This is a genomic window from Dactylosporangium roseum (genome assembly GCF_025264685.1).
Classification (GTDB): Bacteria; Actinomycetota; Actinomycetes; order Mycobacteriales; family Micromonosporaceae; genus Dactylosporangium; species Dactylosporangium roseum.
This window is the reverse complement of sequence record NZ_CP073721.1, coordinates 3,681,749-3,701,284: the sequence shown is the minus strand read 5'-3', so window position 1 is coordinate 3,701,284 and position 19,536 is coordinate 3,681,749. Positions and strand designations below refer to the sequence as shown.

General features: G+C 69.4%; 8 protein-coding genes. 1 reads left to right on the top strand and 7 read right to left on the bottom strand.

Annotated elements, in window-relative coordinates; genetic code table 11:
- Positions 1-14: 14 nt before the first annotated feature.
- Complete coding sequence (locus tag Drose_RS17250) at positions 15-332, bottom strand: helix-turn-helix domain-containing protein (RefSeq protein ID WP_260729213.1); 318 nt, start codon at positions 330-332, stop codon at positions 15-17.
- A 976-nt stretch (positions 333-1,308) separates the two neighbouring features.
- Between Drose_RS17250 and Drose_RS17245 the strand changes: the two genes are divergently transcribed.
- On the top strand, positions 1,309-1,947 hold the full coding sequence (locus Drose_RS17245) for a hypothetical protein (RefSeq protein ID WP_260729212.1): 639 nt from the start codon (positions 1,309-1,311) through the stop codon (positions 1,945-1,947).
- Here Drose_RS17245 and Drose_RS17240 read toward each other — a convergent pair.
- The 6 genes from Drose_RS17240 to pglW are packed head-to-tail and all read right to left on the bottom strand — an operon-like array spanning position 1,934 to position 19,405.
- Positions 1,934-4,033, bottom strand: a complete 2,100-nt coding sequence (locus Drose_RS17240; RefSeq protein ID WP_260729211.1) for a DEAD/DEAH box helicase — start codon at positions 4,031-4,033, stop codon at positions 1,934-1,936. The genes Drose_RS17245 and Drose_RS17240 overlap by 14 nt on opposite strands.
- Positions 4,030-5,364: a BREX system ATP-binding protein BrxD gene (gene brxD / locus Drose_RS17235; RefSeq protein ID WP_260729210.1), complete on the bottom strand. Its 1,335-nt coding sequence runs from the start codon at positions 5,362-5,364 to the stop codon at positions 4,030-4,032. Before brxD ends, Drose_RS17240 begins: the two co-directional genes overlap by 4 nt.
- On the bottom strand, positions 5,354-8,038 hold the full coding sequence (gene pglZ / locus Drose_RS17230) for a BREX-2 system phosphatase PglZ (protein WP_260729209.1): 2,685 nt from the start codon (positions 8,036-8,038) through the stop codon (positions 5,354-5,356). Before pglZ ends, brxD begins: the two co-directional genes overlap by 11 nt.
- Positions 8,035-11,742: a phage resistance protein gene (locus Drose_RS17225; RefSeq protein WP_260729733.1), complete on the bottom strand. Its 3,708-nt coding sequence runs from the start codon at positions 11,740-11,742 to the stop codon at positions 8,035-8,037. Before Drose_RS17225 ends, pglZ begins: the two co-directional genes overlap by 4 nt.
- 2 nt (positions 11,743-11,744) lie before the next feature.
- Positions 11,745-15,251 carry a BREX-2 system adenine-specific DNA-methyltransferase PglX gene (gene pglX, locus Drose_RS17220; protein ID WP_260729208.1) on the bottom strand — a complete coding sequence of 1,169 codons (3,507 nt, stop codon included), beginning with the start codon at positions 15,249-15,251 and terminating at the stop codon, positions 11,745-11,747.
- The gene (gene pglW / locus Drose_RS17215; protein WP_260729207.1) at positions 15,248-19,405 is read right to left on the bottom strand and encodes a BREX system serine/threonine kinase PglW; all 4,158 of its coding nucleotides are present in this window, start codon (positions 19,403-19,405) and stop codon (positions 15,248-15,250) included. The genes pglX and pglW overlap by 4 nt, the downstream gene beginning before the upstream one ends.
- Positions 19,406-19,536: the final 131 nt, after the last annotated feature.

Below are 19,536 nucleotides of genomic sequence, written 5' to 3'. Positions count from 1 at the left end.
ACGGCGCCCAAGCCCTACGCCGGTCTCGTCGGCGGGATCACGCCCTGCCGCTGAAGCCGGCGGTAAACCCGATTACTGACAGCTGGATGCAGCCGCTCCGGCTCCTCCTGCTGCGGCTGCACGCTGAAGCGCTCGATGAGTTGATCCACCTGCTTGGCGGTGAAGCGCCGCTTCCGAGCGATGTGGACGTGAGCGATCCGACCGGCACGGCACTCGTCCGCAAGCCACCGCGATGAGACCCCGAGAAGCTCCGCCACTGCATCGATCGTCAGCAGCTTCCCTGCCGGCTCCACTTCTCCACCGCCGTTGGCCGAGCTGGCGGAATACGGCATCCTAACCTCCCACACTCTCCGCTGCATGTAACCGCAACTCCGACCCCATCGCCTCAAGCATCCTAGGACAATGAGGTCTCCGACGGCCGAATGCCACTCCCCACACCACGAGGAGGGCTCAATGCGAAATGAGTTCAGAACCGACCGAATTTGCGGCTGGAAAATCCAGCGTAGGTAGTACATGCTTTAGCGGGAAGACCTAATCATTACGAGTGAATAGGTCATGGCCATATCGGCTCCCACCTGCAAAGATCAGAGGCGGCGGCGGTTTCAGCATCGGCCTGCGCGTACAGCCCTTCGTACAGAGGACGCGAGACGGCACAGCTGGCGAACCCGCCGAAGTTGATGCTCCGCTCCCCCGCCGCTGCGCCCGCCCGCCCGCCCGAGCAGCGTGCGAGCGCTTCGGCTCGAAGCGAATTACCCCACAGTAAAGCTCGGATGCGAGGTAGCAGCCCCGGCGCCCGTGCGCCGGATAGATGATCATCTGGTCATCTCCGAACACCGCACCCGATGCAAGGTCGCACGGCCGGTATGGTTCGGCAGTGACGTCTGTCGAGGTGCTGCGCGGGCATCTCCTGGAGGAGGCTATCGCGTGGCTGGTCCGCGCGAGCGGATACCGTCTGCTGACGGATGTGGGCGACGACCCGGATGGCGCGCTCGAATGGGCCGGCAACGGCCTGTCCGTGGTGGGACGTGGGGCGAACCACCAGGCGGACACGCTCGGCGAGTTCGCGTTCGTGCCGCCGTTCTCACTGCCGATCCGGCTGTTCGTGGAGGCGAAGTTCCGAGCCGGGACCACCGGCATCCATGAGGTTCGCAACGCGTTCGGGGTCGTCAGCGACGTGAACGAGAACTACATCCAGCTGGGTCCGGGCCGGAGACCACGACGTCGCTACCGGTACGTGTCACGCTGTTCTCCACTTCAGGCTTTTCCGCCCCCGCTCAGGAGTACGCGATCGCGCATCAGATCTCCCTCGTGGACTTGTCCGGCGACAGCTTTGCATGGCTGCGAGCGGCGGTCGCGGACGCGGCAGACGAGGTGCGCCAGCTCGAGGCGTCTTTGCAACAGTCGGTTCCGCGCGCCAAACTACGCGAAGCGGTTCGCCGCCACCTGGAGACCGGTGGATCGGTGTTGCCGCAGCTCACCACGCCGTCGTGGTGGTCTGACGCGATCGAGCAGGCCTTGGCGAAGATCGCCGCCGGGATGGGGCACGGGCTTCAGGTGGCGCAGGGCGGTGAGCTGCTCCTCGGCTTCCCGCCGGCGCCGTTCGTGCTGACGTTGACGGCGCAACCGCCGTACACGATGCAGCATTTCCTGACGTTCACCCAACACAAGCAGCGGCACTCGATCGGCCTGCGCCGGCGCCGGTCCGACTCGCACGTGACCCAGTGGGAACTGTTCCCCCGCGAGCGTCCGGACGCATACCGGCTGACGTTCACGTTGCCGGACCGTGTCGAGGCGTGGATCGATGACAGCGAGCGGTACCGCAAACGCGCGCGCATCGTCGAGGAAAGCCTGTTGTCGACGATCGTGTTGTACCGACTGCGCCGCGGCGCCGTGACGGTGTATCAGCTGGACTACGAGTCGGCTGAGCTGCACCCTACGGGGAGTTGACCCAGCGCAGGGGTGCGCTCAGGATCTCCGCGGCGCCGACGGGGTCCGCGGCCCGCTCGGCGAGCGTGGCGACTGCCAGGTGCGGTGGCAGCACGTCGCCGAACTTGAGGCCGGCGACGGCTCGTTCGTCGATGTCGGGTGCCGCAAGCCGCTCGACGTCAACGGCGTCGACCAGGTGCCGAAGCTCACCGGCGGTCAGGTCCCGGCGCAGCCGCACCATGTGGTCGTCTAGGCGGGCGCCATCCACGACGGCCTTGGGCAGGGCCGCGGCGATGGTCGCGTTCGCGCGCCGACCGGCCCAGGTCCACCAGCGATGTTCGTCCTCCCGTGCCTCGACGACGCTACCGCCGGCCCAGGCGTGATCGGCCCGTTCCCTGCGGACCGCAGCAAGGGCCTGTACAGAACGGTTGGACCACGTGACGTCCGGGTCGGCGCCGAGGAGCACCCGGCGCTGGGCTTGGGCGAGGCTCCAGGACTCCGGCGGCAGGAAACCGTGCCAGAGGCTGCGACCAGGCAGGTCAGTGGGTTCGACGTAGCAGCGTTGCCGATTCCAGTCGATGTGGGTGACCTTCCACGCACGGCCGCCGAGGACGATGACGCGCGGGCCGTCGACCTTCATGGTGAGCACGATCGCGTCGGTGCTGCCGACTTCGCGGCGGCCATGCAGGACGGTGAACTCGGGGGCGGCGGCGAAGACGGTCAGCAGTTCCATGAAGTGCCGCCGACCGTACCGGCGTTCGGTCTGCGGTCCGATGGCGAGCATGCCGGTGTCGCGGTCGAGGTGCCCGGATTGGACGAGCCATTCCACGATCGCGGGTGTGGTCTGGTCGAAGATCGCCAGGTCGCCGTACCAGGACGGCCACGTCCCACCGCCGATCCGGTGTTCCTGCAGGCACAGCGCGAGAATCTGTTGCGCAGCGATGTGCCGGGGTCGCGGCGGCGGCACGACCGGCTCAACGTATCCGTCCAGCCACAGGTTGAGCAGCCCGGCGGCTTTGAGCAGCGTGTCGTGCTTGGTGGCGAGGAAGAGGGTGTTGCGGTCGGTGCCGGGCCGGCGGCCGGTGCGGCCCAGTCGCTGCAGGAAAGAGGCGACGGTGCGTGGTGCATCGAGCTGGATGACGCGGTCGAGGTCGCCGACGTCGACGCCGAGTTCGAGGGTGGCGGTGGCGACGATGACGCAGTCGCGGGCCTCGGCGAATGCCTGCTCGGCCTGGCGGCGTTCGTCGGCGGCCAGGGAAGAGTGGGACACGAACGTGCGAACGCCCTTGGCCCGCAGGGCGAGGGCGAGTTGTTCGACCTGGGCGCGGCTGTCGCAGAAGGCGAGGCGTTTCTCGCCGCGGTGCAGGGCAGCGATGACGGTGGCGGCGTTGTCGACGCCGCCGACGTAGTCGAGCGTGACGTCGATGGCCGGGGTCGGGCCGGGCGGTGCGCTCGGCGCGACCACGGTGCCGGGCCGGTGGGCGGCGTTGGTGCCCTGCAGCCAGTGCAGAAGGTCGCCGGGGTTGCCAACGGTCGCGGACAGGCCGATGCGTTGCACCCGGCGTCCGGCGATGCGGGACAGCCGTTCGAGAACGGCGAGCAGGTGCCAGCCTCGGTCGTCCCCGGCGAAGGCGTGAACCTCGTCGACGATGACCATCCGCAGGTCGGCGAAGACCTGCCGAGGGTCGGTCAGCGTGGACACGAGCATCGCTTCGAGGGACTCAGGCGTAGTGAGCAGGATGTCGGGTCGTTCGAGGCGCAGCCGTCGGCGCTGGGTGGCGGACGTGTCGCCGTGCCAGAGGCCGGCCGTGCAGCCGAGCCAGCTCGCGTAGCCGGCGATCCGCGGGTGAAGGTTGTTGAGCAGGGCGCGCAGCGGGCACAAGTACAGCACCGAGATGCCGGTCCAGGCGCCCTCCGCCATGGCGGTCAGGGCCGGGAACACCGCGGCTTCGGTCTTGCCGCCAGCGGTCGGGGCGAGCAGCAGGGCGTCGTCGCCGGCGAGGACGGGTTCGATGGCGGCTTCCTGCAGCGGGCGGAGTGTGCGCCAGCCGAGGGTGTTGACGATGTGGTGGGCGACGCCCGGGTGGAGCCGGTCGACGGCGGTCACGGCAGGGTGAGGTCGATGTCGTCGACGGACTCGACGGCGAGACCGGCGGCGTTGCGTTCAACGTCGGTAAGCTCGGCGGCGGTCACCGTCACCGGGTAGTCGCGACGCGGGTCGAAGTCCAGAAACTGCTCGGTGCGGTCCAAGACATCCGCGACGAGCTTCTTCAGGAAAACCCGGGGGGCGACGCCGACCTTGCCGCCGAGCCGGCCAGTGACGGTGTCGGCGAGTAGGGCCAGATAGGCGTCGTCGACGGTGGCGGCAACCCGGTCCCGGTCAGGCAGACCGGCGATGAACAGATCGCGCACTCGACCTCCGAGTTCGCGCAGGCCTTCGGTGGTGAAACCGGGTAGCCGGAGTTGGACGGCGCGCGGGTTGTCGAAGCGGGCGTCGGCGGTGAAGTCGGTGGCGAGGCGCTGCGCGAGAGGTGGCAGGCGTTGGGCGCCCTGCACGCCATCGAAGAATGCCGGGGTCCCGGTGATGACGAGGTAGAGGCCGGGGAACCGGCCGCCGTCGACCTCGTCGATGAGCTGCCGCAGCGCGTTGAGGGCCTTGTCACGGACGTCGGAGCGCATGCGTTGCAGCGTTTCGACCTCGTCGAGGACGACGAGCAGTCCTGGGTGTCCGCAGCCGCGGAGCACGGTCAGCAGCCCTTGTAGGAAGGCCAGTGCGCCGAAGTGATCGAGCTCGCCTTTCAGGCCAGCGGCGCGGCGGACGGTGGAGGCGACGTTGGGCTGGCCGCCGAGCCAGGCGGCGAGGCCTTGGGCGGTGGCCTGGTCTCCGGCGCCCGCGGCGGTTCGGTAGCCGCGCAGGGCCGCGGCGAAGGCTGGTGCGCTGCGGGCGATCTCGCCGAGGCGTCGGTCGAGGAGCCGGTCGACGCCGTCGTCGAGGGCATCGCTGTCGGTCTCGGCAATGTCGCCAGTGGCCAGGACGTCTTCCTCGAGGCTGTACATCCAGGCGTCAAGGACAGGCCGCAGCGCCGACGGCGGGAACTCGGCCGTGGTGAGGTTGTCGCAGATGCGCCGATAGACGGTTTCCAGCCGATGCAGAGGGGTTTCGGTCTCGGAGATCTGGACCTCGGCGGTGGCCATCCCGCGGTGTTTCGCGCGTTCGGCGAGCCAGCGAGTGAAGAACGTTTTGCCAGCGCCGTACTCGCCGCGGACCGCTTTGAACACCGCACCGCCGGCGGACGCGGTGTCGAGTTCGGCGTCGATGGCGGCCTCGAACCGGTCCAGCCCGACGGCGAGCAGGTCGAGTCCGTTGCCGGGGACGGTGCCCCGGCGCAGCGCGTCAATAACCTCGCGGCGGCGCCGCGCGCTGACATCAACGGTCACGGCTGGTCCCAAGCTCGAACTGCTCGCGCAGCATGCGTTCGTCGAGTGTGACGATCTCGCCGTCGACGTCGACGGCCTGGTAGCCCTCGACGGCGAGGACCCGCCGCAGAATCGTCACGATGTTGCCGATCCGCTGCGCGGGGACGCCGGAGCGGGCCGCGAGGGCCTCCATCGGAAGCCGATGGCCGTCCGCCTCGTGCAGGGCGGTGAGCAGGGCGGTGACCCGCTCGTCGGGCAGCACCGGGCGGCCGGCCAGCCGCAGCGCCTGGTTCTGTTTGTACCGGGGACTGGCCAGCAAGGCGGTCACGAACGGCGGGGTGAGGCCGAGCGCGTCCGCTGGGGTCGGCGCAGCGACCGGGGCGACAACGTCGAAGAGGGTGCCCTCCTGCGTCGGCTCAGCCAGGGTGACTGCCGCGCTGGACAGGTCGACCGGCCCGCGCCACCACGGCGGCGACGCCACCGGTGCCGGCGACCATCCGGCCGGCGACGGTTCCCCGGCGGAGGTCAACATCGTGAGCGGGATGACGACCTCGGCCGCGCTGGCGCCACCGTGGTAGCCGGCCTTGCGGGCGGTGTAACGGATCGTCTCTCGCCAGGGCAGGACCACGTCACCGTCGCCGAGGAGGACTCGCCGCCCGGTGATCCGGGTTTCGCCGTCGCCGGGTGCGTCGCCGCTGGCGGGCCGCCACCGAGCGGACAGTGCGCCGGTTGCGCTGCGCAGGTCGCCGTCGGGTCCGCGGTCCACGACGTGCCCGTGGTCGGAGAGCAGCACCACGACCCGCCCGCGGGCGGCGTCGAGGAGGTGGCGGACCAACCGTACGGTCTCCAAGGTCCAGGCGGTCGCGGCCGGGTCACTGCGGTCGAGGGCGTCGTCGATGGTGTTGACGACCGCGGCGACGGTGCGGACGTCGGGGTTGCGCAGCGCCGTCACGACGGACGGGGCGAGGCTTTGTCCGGCACCAGCGAGCAGGTCACCCTTGTGGAACAGCACGGCGTCGGCACCGAGCTGCTTGGTCAGCCCGGCGCGTTCGTCGGCCTGGCCGCCCCGGCGGAGCTCGCCGGCGAAGAGGCTGGTCCGGCTTACCTCGGTCACCGACGGCAGCGCGGCAAGCACACCGACACGCGGCCCACCGTCCGGGGTGAGTTCCCACCAGTCTGCGGCTACCGCCGACTCGACCAGTTCGGTGCTGGCGGCCACGCTCATCCCGTCGACGATGAGCAGCAGCACCGGCCGGCCCGCGTCGACGACCGGTTTGACGACCCTCCGGACGACGTCCTCCACGTACAGCAGGCTGCCGGGTGCGCTGTCGGCCGCGGTGTTCGCGGCGAGCAGCGCCGCGAACTGCTCGTCGTGGTGGTCGCGGCGGGCGGCGACGGCGGTGTGGAGATCCCGGTACACCGCGGCGAGCGCGGGATCGCTCACCCCGACCCACAGCCGAAGCCCGGCCCGGTCGACCCATCCGTCAGTAGCGGTCTGCCGGTGTACCGCCTCCGCCAACGTCTTCGGCGTGTCGTCCGGAGTGGTCAGCCAGCGCATGGCGCGCATCGCCAGCACCGCCGTCGGGTACCGGTCACCGACCGGGGCGAGCCGGTGCCGCGCCACCATCCGCAGGGCGGCCTCCGCCGCCTCGAGCGTGCGGCTGGTCGGCTTGCGCAGGGCCAGACGCAGTTCCTCGGCGAAGGTCGCGAACCGGGCGTCGAGCCCGCCGGGCAGCAGGTCCGACCGGCCGATGAGCCGACTCGCCTGGAGCCCCCGGGCGAGTTCCTCGGCCCGGCCGAGCAGCCGCTGCGCCTCCGCGCGATCCTCGCCGCCCAGCGCCCGGGTGACCCAGGCCAGGACGGTGGTGCTCCACTCCGCGGCTTCGCTCTCACGCGGGGCGGTACCGCCGAGGTACTGCTCGAACCGCACCCGGGCGGCGGCCACGTCCGCGTTCGGCGCGCGGCCGTCCCACAGCAGCCCCGCGACCAGCCCGAGGGGAATGGCGTCGGTGCCGTGACCGCTGTCGACAGCGGCGATCGCCCACCATGCGGTGGCGCCGGCGGTCTCAGCGAGCCAGCCGGCGACAATGCCTCGCAATTCGGCGTCGACGGCGGTGTACCGCACGACGTCGGCGCCGCGCAGGGTCCACTGCAGCAGCCCGGTCGCGTCGAGGTCGTCCACGGCCAATCCCAGCAGCCGGGCGGCCAGCAACCGCATCGCGGCGTCGCGGGTCACCACTCCCCCGCGCACCGGCGGCCAGCCGCCCGGCGGCGCGTGCTCCAGCAATGCCTCGGCGAGCTGGCGGCGCTGCCGCACAAGCGCCGGGTCGAGCGCGGCGGCCTCGAAATGCGTCCGGACGATCTCCCATGGGTCGATACTGATCACGGTGTGTGTCGAGCAGCGCGACAGCAGCCCGGCGCCGAGGTCGTCGTCATCGCGATCGGTGAGGACCACCAGACGTTCCTCGTCCGGCAGCTCGACCAACGCCGCCCGGATCGCCAGCGACGACACAGCCGGCACCACCCGGACGGTGGTGCCGCCGACCTGGATCGTCGGGGAGCCGCTCCACTCCGGGCGCGCCTTCAGCGCAAGAGCGCGCTCCGGACGGCCGCTGCGCAGCCAGTCGGCGACCATGGCCCGCACCTGCGCCTCCGTCGCACTCGGCGCGGCGATACCGGCGGCGGTGGTGCTCACTCCACCGACCATTCCACCCGGATCCGCCGCCCCGCGTTCGCCGCCCGGAAGCGGCGCAGCTTCGCGACCGCGTCCTCGAACGAGGCGTCGTCGTCGATGCTGACCTCACCGCCGGTCCGGACCAGCGGCGGGGTCACCGGCGGCGTAGGAACGGGTGGTGTGACGACGACCGGCGGGTCGATGACCGGCGGCGGGACGACGACCGGCGGCGGCGTCCGGGCCAGCAGCTCGGTCGCTTCGTGGGCCGCCGTGGATAGCGCTTCGGCAAGGTCGGCGTGCAGCTGCTCGCGGCGCGCGGAATCGGCCAGCTTCTCCAGCAGCAGGCGCGCCGCTTCGGCGCGGTCGTCCTGCAGCCCGGCGACAGTGCTGAGCATGTTCCACGGCGTGCGGGCCAGCGCCTCGGTCAGCGCCGCAGCTCGGGTGAGGTAAACGCTGGCGGTGACCGGTTCCACGCCGCCGAGGTCGGGATCGGCCAGCAGATCGACGAGGACCACGTCATCGAGCTCGTCCACGACGGCGTCGAGCAGGGCAACCAGACGCCGGGCGGTGTGCAGCCGCCCGGTCGTGGCGGCCGGATCGATGCCGAGCTGCCCGGCGTGCCGCTCCAGCGCGGCGACCAGTTGCCGGACCGCAGGCAGGGTGCCTTTGAGGTGCTCGCGCACCGTCGCGCCGAACCGGGCAAGGTTCGCCGCGGACAGCCGCGGTGGCAGCCGCAACGGCGTCAGCCCGCTGACGGTGGCGAGCGCGGCTTTCCACTGCTGCTCGTCGGGGCGGCGATCCATCCGGAGCTCCATGTCGTCGGCGATGCCGTCGAGCACAGGAGCGGGAATCTTCCGGTCGTCCCGGTACCAGGACAGGTCCTGGTCGAGCGCGAACACCGCGATCAGCAGTTGCTGCACGGGGCGGTCCAGGCCACGCGGCTGCGGCACGTCGGTCAGCCGGCGCAGCAGCGAGACGGAGAACCGGTCCGTCGCGCCTTCCAGCGCCTTGGCCTGCTGCAGGAAGTGCCCGGTCCACCACAGGTACGTGGGGTTGAGGGTGTAGACACCTTCCTCGGTGCACTCGCCGATCTTCAATTGGTTCGCGATCCGGCGGACATGCCGCCGATCGGCGGACTCCACCAACACTCGACGAGCTGGATCGGCCATGGCCTGCTGGGCGTACTCAAGTACCTTGCGCAGCTGCGCGACGGTGACCAGGGGCTCGTTCTCGGGCAGGTTCGGATGACCCTGGTAGATCCAGGTGAGCATCTGCCCGGTCAGGTGGTCGAACGCGGTGCGCAGCGTCCCACCGATCGGTTTTGCGGGAGTAAAGCCAGGTGCAATCGTCTGCAGCACCGGGTCCGGGTCGTCGGCAACGTCCGCTGGCAGGGCACCCACCACTCCGTACGCCTGCTTGAGACAGTCGACGAGCCGGGCACGAGTGGTGCGCTGCTGCTGTTCCAGCATCGCCTTCGCCTGCAGCCGCTCGTCTGTGGAAAAGTCGGAGGCTATCGTGCGCAACCGGTCGTCGCCGCTGCCCGCCAGCAGATAGTTCAGCTTCACCAGGGTACCGACCAGACCCAGCCGTTCCTCGGTGAGGAAGTACGGCAGCCAGAACAGCGTATTGCTGTTCAAGTGCGCGTTGATCGCCTGGATACGGGCGGTGTCGCTGCGCCGGGTGTGGGTCTCGTCGTCGAAGGGGTAGTCGATGACCACCCGCCAGCGCCCACCGTCCGCTGCGACGTCCGACTCGGGCAGTTCGTTGGGGTCCCGGACGTTGGCGAAGATGACGTCGATGTGGTGCCGGCGGCCCCGCCAATCCCGCGGCTGCTGTTGTGCGGCGAACATGCCGTCCGGCGGGGTGATGCCCAACTCGGCACAGATGAGATCCCGCAGCAGCCGACGCCGGGCACCTGGCGTGTCCTCCGTGGTCGGCACCCGCTCGAGGAGGACCGACGCGTCCACCTCGGACAGCTCCATCCGGATCACCGGATCGGTACCCTCGCCGATCTGGATCTCCGGGATGTACACCGACAGGTGCCGCAGCCGTTTGAGCACCATCGGCGGCTCCGAGCCGATGATCGGGCTGACCATCGAGCCGTAGTTCAACGCGTGCAGCCGGACCGCGGTCAGGTTCGCCAGCGCCGGCACCTCCGGCACCAGCGCCGCAAGCAACAGTGTCTTGATCAATCGGTCGTCGACGTTGTACTGATGGCTGGGCGGCAGCGCGGCGACGCCTGCCTCGGTCTGCTGGTGCTGCTCAAGGAGCACCGGCCGCAGCCGGCCGTAGAGCGCCCGGGCGGTCTCGAACTGCTTCTTCAATTTCGGGTTGTCCGGCAGCTCCCCCTTCGCGACCAGTTCGTCGAAGAGTTCGGCGACCCCGATGACGTCGTTGACCCGCAGCCGATCACGGCCCGCCACGAGCAGCCGGGCCATCACCTTCAACGCGGTCCGCTCCCGCTGCAACGCTTGCGACAGCGCCACCAGCGTCGCCACCAGCGCCGGGCTGAACGGGTACAGCCGCCGGAACACCGCCGGATCGGAGCCGACACCGGCGTCGCCGTACTGGTTACCGGCGATCAGCGTGTCCCACACGTCACGGCGGCGCTGGACCGCCTCGAACGCCTCCCGGAGGATGCGCTCGCCGTCGCCGATCTTCTTCAGCAGCCGCCGCTCGGCGATCTGCGGCAGGTTCCGGTCCGGCAGCACGATTTCGGTGAACCGGCCCCGGCCGTGCCGGAACACGTCGGAGAACGCCTGCCGCTCCGCACCTGGCACATGCGGCCCGAGGAACTCCACCAGGTCCCGCTGCCGGGCAACAAACGACACGAGCGGCACCGACCTGTGTTGATCGGCCGACTCGACGAACTTCGCGAGCTTGCCACCCTCCTGGTTGACGAACTCCAGGTTCGACAGGTGCTGCGACAGCCACAGGATCAGCTCGTCGAGGAACAACACGATCACGTCGTACTGCAGCGACTTCGCGTGCTGCGTGATCACCGCGAGGCCCTCGTCGATGTCGAGGAACTCGCCGCTGTGCACCGCCCCCTTGAACAGGGTCGCGGTCAAGTCGGAGACCAGCCGGTCCCGGTCGGGCGTGCCGGGCGGCTGCGCCGCGGCAGCGTCGTACCGGGCGGCATCCCAACCACCGCGCCACTGCCCCCACCCCGCGGACCCGCCGCCCGAGGCCTCGCTCAGCCGGGCGAAGAACCGCTCGTCGCCTACCTCGGCCCGGTAGTCTGCGGCGTTGACCAGCAGCGCATCCGACCGATGCACCGCCGGTGGCGGGGCATCCGGGTGCAACGCCATCACCTGCTGGCGGTACCCGCCGAGCACCGCCGCCTCCAGCGACCGGGCACCCAGCAGGTGGAAGGTCAACGTCAGCACCTTGCGGCCGGACAGCCACTTGTCCGCGTCCGCGACCGGCTCCGACAGGTTTTCGACGGCCAGGGCGTCCGGGTTGCGGCGCAGGATCTCATGCAGCACCGCCATGAAGTGGCTCTTCCCGGCACCGAACGACCCGTGCAGGAACCCTGCCTGCGACCGGCCCGTCTCCAGCGCCTGCGCGACCAGCCCGAGCGCCTTGACGAACTCCGTCTTCAAGCTGTCGGTGACCACGTAATCGGCGAGGGTCTGCTGCGCATGGCTGACACCCTCCGCCAACCGCATCACGTAGTCCGAGTCGGTCACCCGCTCCGGAATCGCGATGACCTCACGCAGCATGGTCACGCCAGCACCCCCAACGCAATCTCGGCCCGGTCAGCCTCCAACGTCGCCAACTCTGCATCAACAAACGCGGTATAGAAATCGGCCGGACTACCGCCGTATTCCGGCAAATCATCAGAATGCCACTGATGCAGCCACGGCTCCAACTCCCCCAGCCCCGCCAGCAGCGGCAGCAGCCGCTCCTTCGGCCAACCGTCCTGCTGCTTGCGCTCCATGTAGAGATTCGCCAGGGCCTGCGCCTGCTCCAGATGATCCCAGCCCGCCCAGCCGAGCACCGGCGACGTGTCCCGGCCGGCGTTCGGGTACAGCACGAACCGCTCCTTCGGCACATCGAGCTTGCCCCGGTTACGCCAGTACGACGTCCGCGCGAAGTCGGCCTGGGCGTACTTTGGCGGCACCGGAATCGGCTCCGTGAATCGTTCGCCCTTCTCCGCGGCTTTGTCCTCCCGCCGCTGCAACGCCCAGACGTCCTCCCACTGTTTGCGTTTGACAAGCCCGGACGGCTTGTACCGGTACGCGGCCAGGAACGGCACCGTTTCGTCCACCACCAGCTTCGCCAACTCACTGGCGAGGTCGTAGGCGTCGTGCCCGCAGTACAGCGCCAGCACCGATCGGAAATCTGCGTCAGTGCCCACCCGGTCTGCCAGCACGCCGACCGTCATGATCCGGCCACCGGCGGACCCCCGCCACAGCTCCTCCGCCTCGAGCCTGTCGAGCAGCCAGTCCCGCAGCGCCTGCTGCTCCTGCACCTCCCACGGCGTCGAGGACCACCGCCGCTTACACTCCGGACGCTCGATCAACGCGAGGTCCGCACGAGACTCAATGACCGCGATCCGCTTCAGAACCGTTTCGCGGTATGCGCTAGGCCACTCCTCCGGCAGCGTGGCCGTTGGCTGCGACCGATGCCGGACGAACCACTCCGGGATCGGTTCACCCTCTGCGATGCCTCGAGCCATGATGATCTCGAAAGCCCGCTGTCCGAGCCGCAATTCCGGCACCGCGTCATCCGGCAGGGTCAGGTCGTCGTCGAGCAGGCCGTACAGCCAGTACACCTCCCAGTCCAGTTCCTCCTGCAGGGCGATCATCCGGCCCCGAATCCTCGCGTAGCCAGCCTTCGCGGCGTCGAGCGTCTGCCGTGTCGGGACGCCGGCCCCACAGACCGCGGCCGGCCGAACCGCGGCGAGTTCCTGAGCCAGCCGGTCTAACGCCCGCGCCCGCACGGTCGACGTACGCGCGGGGATTGGGAAACTCTTGAGCTTCGTCGCGTTGAACTGGAAAAATCGCTCCCAGTCGCTGCTGGTAAAGCCGCCACCCTCGCCTCGTATGCCCTTGTCGTGGCTGACCTGCTTGAGCCAGAAGCACGCCGTCGAGGAGTTCAACAGGCCCAGCAGCGCGAGATGATCGTCCTCGGTCGCGGTGGCAGGCAACTTGATGACCGGCGCCGTTCTGTTGAAGACCTTCCCACCCCGATCCAGCACGAAGTGGTTGTGCGTCGCCACTTCTCCCCATGTGAGTGAGAAAGGCGTATGTAACTTGTCCCAGTAAACTTCCTGCCATTCCCACCAAGCCAGGCCGCGATCGACCATCGGCGTGCCGAATCGGCGTCGCTTGTTGATGGCGGACCTGTACCGCTGGAGTAGGTGACCGGTCTGTCCGAGGTCAGCGATCGGACGAACCCCAGATCGGCTGGAGTAGGGCCAGATCGCGGCACTGGCCCGCGCGATCGCGTGATCTCTGACCGCATCTCCCTCCACAAGATGACGAGTCGTGGTTACGCCGAGTCGTGCTGCCGAGCGCTCATCAGGAAACAGGTACAGGTCGTCTTCGCCGGTTACCGACATGATTCCGAGATGCGCGGTGAGGTCGGCGAGGCGCCGAGCGGCCTCGTCCTCGATGCGCTCCATCAGATCGCTGGCTCCGCCTCCAGCAAGGCTCCACGGGTGGTTGGCGAACATGGTCCGCGCAGCGTCGATGACCGTCACGAACGCGTTGGCCACCTGCGGCCGATTCCAGTTGTCGGCGATGGCAGACCAGACGTCGCCACGAGCTGGGTCGTCGGGCACACCCTGTTCGCCTTGGACGCCAAGCACTGCCCGCAATGTCGGACTCTTGGGTGGTCGGCGCTTGCCAACCAAGATGACCGTAGGGGTGCCATGCCCCGGGATGTATGCACCCGACGTGTCAATGATGTGGCTCAACTCGACCTTCTTGGCGAAGAAGTCGTTGATGAGCTGCTTGCCGAACTCCCGCTTCATGAACGAGTTGGCAGTGATCTGGCCCGCGGTGCCACACCGGCCGGATGGGTCCGCACTGCGCACCAGCTCGAAGAACCGCTCCGCGAACGGTACGGACAGTGCGTATTTCCCGGAGCAGGAGTCGTACATCCCACGGTAGAGGTCGTTGAGGTACTTGTCCTTGACCGTGATGTACGGCGGGTTGCCGACCGCCACCGTATACTGCCCCGACTTGAGCAGCGTTTTGAGTGCCTGCGCGTCCTCGGTGTAGTAGGGGTATGCGGTGCCGCTCTCTAGCAGGTGCAGCATGTCGCCCTGGTGCGAGGAGTCCTCGTCGCCCCATCGCAGCAGCGAGTCGCCTACGGCAAGGCGCATCGTGAAGCCCGGGGCGTCGGCGAGGTGCTTCTCGTCGCAGTACCGCAGGGCCTCGACGAGGAGCCGGAAGCGCGCGATGGCGACGGCGAACGGGTTGATGTCGACGCCGGTGATCTGGTCGAGGACGTTCTGCGCTCGGGTTCGCCGGTCGAGGTCGGGATGGTGACGTTCCCACAAGGGCACGAGGCGGTGGAACGCGCCGAGCAGGAAGTGGCCGGAACCGCAGGTGGGGTCGATGAGCGAAGTAGCTTCCAGCCCGAAGTCCTTGATCGACTCGTCCAGCGTGAGGTCGAGGATGAACTCCTCGACGAACTCCGGCGTCTGCAGCAGCGCGTACCGCTTACGGGCGTCCTGGGACAGCTTCTCGTAGAGGTCGCCGAGGAATCGGGTGTTGAGCTGCGGGTCGGTATAGTCGTGGATGCCGGGTCCGCGGCGCCAGAAGTCGAGGAGGCCGACGGCGGCATCGGCGCTGAGGTCCCAGTGCCAGACTGGGTTATGTTCGTCGAAGAGGGCCTTCGTTGCGCGCAGGCCGGCGAGGTGCTGGAAGGCCTGACGGATCCATTCGCGGTCGCTGTGGGTCGGATGTTGCAGGAAGTACTCGGTGGCGGCTTCAACGGCGTCGTCGGTGCGCTGACCAGGCCCGGCGATGAACTGCCGGTCGATGAGGTCGTTGTCCTCGCAGAAGCGGACAAAGACGGTACCGAGCAGCCACGCCACCGACGCCTGGTCGATCTGTTCCTCGCGCCACGTCTCGTAGGTGGCGCCGGTGCGCTTGCCGTACGCCGCCTTGTACTGCGCCTCCAACCACGACTGGAGCTTCGGCAGGGTCTCGGACTGCTGGCGCAGATCGGTGGCCAGGACCTTGAGCTGGCGCTGCAGGTCGGCGAGTGTGGTCACGTGCGGGCCTTTCCGGTGGCCTGGGCGGGCTGCCACCACGCGTCGGGCAGCCAGGTGAGCTGGCCGGACGACGTGACGGGGATGGGCTGGTCGTCGAGGAGTTGCTTGCCGCCGCGGGTCGCGACGAGGAGGAGCCGTGCGGCTGGGCGCGGCACGCCGTTGTCGGCCAAGGTGGCGATGAGGTCCATGCAGCCGTACCGGGCGAGGGGTGCCGCCTCGCTCAGCAGTACCGCAGAATCCGTGTTCAGTGCGGCCGTCAGGCGCGGCATCACCTCGGCGCGTACGGCGCTTTCCAGGTTGCGGCGATCGGGGTGGGCGGCTTCACGAGCGTCTGATTCCAGGATCAGCTCCCACGGCACGCCCAGGGCGCGGAGCGTCTCGACCAGGACCGCGGTGATGTTCAGCTCGGCGAGCCCGAATCGGTCGAGCAGTGCTTGGCGGGCGCCGGCCAGGGCTGCGGGCTTCACCAGGACCGCCAGGAAGCCGTCACGGTCCAGGACCGCGGCGAGGCGGGCGTCGGCGTCCGCGACGGCGTCCGGGCCGGCTGGCAGCAGCGGGCCGGTGCGGGTGCCGCGGGTGCGGCTGGCGAAGAGGTCACTGCCGGGTCTGGTGGGGGTGGTGTAGCGGTCGTGCCGCCACTCGAGCGCGATACCGGCGGCCGTCAGGTACTGGTCGAGTTTGGGCCGGCCGGGGAGGTCCGCGGCTTTCGGGAACCGGGCCCGGACCCGCTTGCGGACCTCGTCGATCGACAGTGACCGGCCGGGTGGGACGGCGAGGCTACCGGCGGCGAGCCGAAGCGCGGTCTCGGCGGCCATGCCGACCTGGTACAGCTGCTCCTGTGGGCTGAGCGCTACCCCACCGGCGGCCGCGGCGAGAGAGAGTAGCCGGCTGTCTGACATCTGCGGCATCGCCGGCGGCGGGGTCGGTTCACGTAGCCGTTCCAGCGCCCGCGAGCGGGTGGCCGGCAGCGGCTGGCTCGCCAGGCCGTGCGCGATCCGGCCGAGCTGCGCCGCGTACTGCAGGAAGTCCATCGCGGTGTGCTCGGCGTCCGGGTCGTCGGGCTCGCGGCCGATGAGGACGACCTTGTCGATGCGGTGCTGGTCGACGCGGGCGTCGCCGCCACGGGCGAGTTCGACCTCGACGGCGGCACGGACCAGGCCGATCGCCTGGGTGGTGCGTCGCGGTTCGGGGCTGTACGACCCGTGTGCGGCGATGAGTTCACCGGCCAACTCGTCAGCGGACATCACTCCGCCGTTGGCGTCGAGGAGTACCACGATCTCGTCGCGGATGCGGCTCAGGTCCGGCAGGTCCCGCCACCGGTCGGTGAGCCGGTGCAGGATCTGCGTCACCCGCTGGGAGGTGATCCCCGCGTGGCGGGCCAGGTCGACCTGGGACGGCCAGTGAGGCGGGTGGTCGTCGCTCGACGGGATGTCGGAGCCGAGCAGCATTGGCACGATCGCCGTCTCGCCTGATCTGCGCCGGGTCGGGGGCCCGGTTAGCAGCTCCAACACAGTTTCGATGCCGGCGATCTGCGGGGTGCCGCCGTCGTCGGTCGGTTCGGCGGTGACGGTGTGGCTGGTGGCGAAGACGGCCCGCAGTTCGCGGGTCCGGCGGCGGATCTCGGTCTTGGTCGCCTGGGAGACACCGGCCAGGCGGGACAGCGCCATCTGGTCTTGGTCGATGAGGTCGCCGACGGTGTGTACGCCGATGCGTTCCAGCGCCGAGCGGGCCTTCGGGGTCATCCCGACTCGTTCCAGCGGTGTGTCGCGGCCGACCGCGAGCGGCACCTCCTCGGCGGACGGCTGGCGGTCGACGGCCGGTGCCGGCAGGGCGGTGAACACCCGCCGCCAGGCGTCGGTCATGTCCTCGTAGGTGTCGAAGCGTTGCCGGGCGTCCCGGGCGAGGGCCTTGGCGAAGAAGTTGACCAGGCCCTCGGCGGCGTCCTGGTCGAACAGCTCCGGTGCCAGCGTCACCTCGTCGGTCAGGTGCTCGGGCGGGGTCAAGCCGTCGCCCCACCTCGGCAGTGTCGCGGTGGCCATCTCGTACAGGGTGACGGCGACGGCGAAGCGCTCCGCGGCGGCGTCGTAGCGGGCCCGGCGCGGCGGTCCGAGGAATGGGTCCAGATAGGGCGGTGTGCCGGCGGTCAGGTGCTCGGCCGGCGCGGCGGCGAGGGAGAAGTCGAACACGCACAGGTGCAGCTCGCCGTCCCGCGAGCGGGGCCGGGCCGCCAGGTTGGCGGGTTTGATGTCGCGGTGCATGATGCCCTCGGCATCCAGGGCCCGGACGACGTCGAGCAGCTCCCGGCCGTAGCGGTCGAGCAGTTCCAGGTTGAGCCGGCCACCGGAGGCGAGCTGGTCGGCGAGCGTCTTCGGCCCGGCGTACTCCAGCAGCAGCCCGACCTCGCCGCCGATCTCCACCGGCTCGTCTCGGACCAGGCGGACGATCTGCCAGTGCGGGATCCGGCGCAACACGGCAGCCTCGTCGTACAGCCGCTGCCGCTTCTCCGGGTCCCGGGCTACCTTGAGCACGATCTGCGTGCCCTGCTCGTCGCGGACGAGGATCGCCACCGACGTTGCGCCGGCGCCCAGCCGGTCGATCACCGTCAGACCGCCCTCGAGCACGTCGCCGCTGCGCGCCTGCAACGGGTTGACCTGCGGGACCGGGTCCGGGGCGGTCAACTCCTCCTCGACCTGGTCGAGACCCTCCAGGAACAGCGCGACCGTCTTCGTACGCGACGGCACCACGACGCAGGTCGCGTCGAAGATGAGGTCGACGAGGCTGCTCGGGGCGCCATCGAGGGCTGCGGTGATGTCGAGGCCGCCGAGCTGGTCCAGCACCGTCTTTCGCTCGGCGACGCTGGTGGCCGGCTGACGGCCGCTCATGATGTGGTACGTGATCGCACCCAGCGCGAACACGTCCAGCAGCACTCCCGGCGCGTCCGGGTTGGTGATCTCCGGTGCCTGGTACACGCGGGCGTGCTCGTCGGCGAGTTCTTCGACGTGCTGTGTGCCCAGCACGGTGCCCTGCGAGGTCGTGGTAGTCCCGGGAATCCGGCCGCCGGTCTGCCAGTCGATCACCACTAGCCCTGGCCGCGCGGAGTTCGGCTTCCGCACGAAGATCGACCGCGGGTTGAGGTTGCGGTGCACCAGGTGCCGCGAGTGCGCGTATCGCATGATGTCGCCGAGCTCGCGAACCAGCTCCAGGCGCCGGTCGACGGTCAGCTCGCCGTCATGCTCGGCGAGCCATCGGTCCAGGCGAACCCAGTCCTCGTTGTGGTCGAAGATCACCGCCGGGCCGTAGCTGTGCTCGATCAGATCGTGCGCCTGGACGATTCCGTCGTGGCGGATGCCCTGCAGCAGCCGGAACTCCCGCTCCGCCGCGCGCTGGATCATCTCGCGGTCGGCGTCGGCTCGCTCGGTCAGGTAGAAGCGGACCCGTCGTACCAGATCGGTCTGCTGGTGCCCCGCGAGGAAGTCCTGCCAGCCGGGTCCTTCGGCAAACGGCTTCGAGGTCAACAGGAGCTGCCCGACCATCCGCTTCGACACCGACGGCCGCAGCCCACACGCCTCGATCAGAGCGACGATCTCTCGAGCCGCTGCCCGATCGATACCGCCGCTGGCGGGGCGGTGCGTCACCAGCCGGTTGATGTCCTCCAGCCCGGATGCGGACGAACCGTGCGGGCCGTACACGCGCTGCCGGCCGACCGGATCCAGCTGCGACCGGACGTTCGCGGCGTGCAGGAACACCGCTGCGTCGACGTACGGCACACGGGCCCGGCGTCCGGGCACCCTTCCGGCGTACTGCTCCAACAGCGTCCGGAACCGGCGCGCCTTGCGGTTCGCCGCGATCACCGGATTGTCGACCAGCCGCACCCGGCCGTTCGGCATCGTCCGTCGCCACTGGAACCCGTCACCGGAGATGTCACCTTGCCAGTGCTTCAACTCCAGGATGTACAGCCCCTGCGGCACCAGCACCAGCAGATCGACCTCATTGACCGAGCCGTCCGTTCCCTGGAACTCGACGTTCGCCCAGGCGTGGTACGGGTCGCCGTCCGGCAGCAGGGCCTGCAGTTGTTGCAGACCGGCACGCTCGTGCGGATAGTCGCTGGCGTTGATCTCCCGCCAGCGGGGCGAATCCGGCCGGATCGTGACCACCCCTCTCCTGACCTGCGACACCGTCGCCAATAGCGATCTTCAGACTACTCAACGCCGATCTCCGCGTGGAGGGTAGTACCTCCCGAGCACGCGGATCACCTGCATACAGGTGAATTGACGTGCCGGACGGT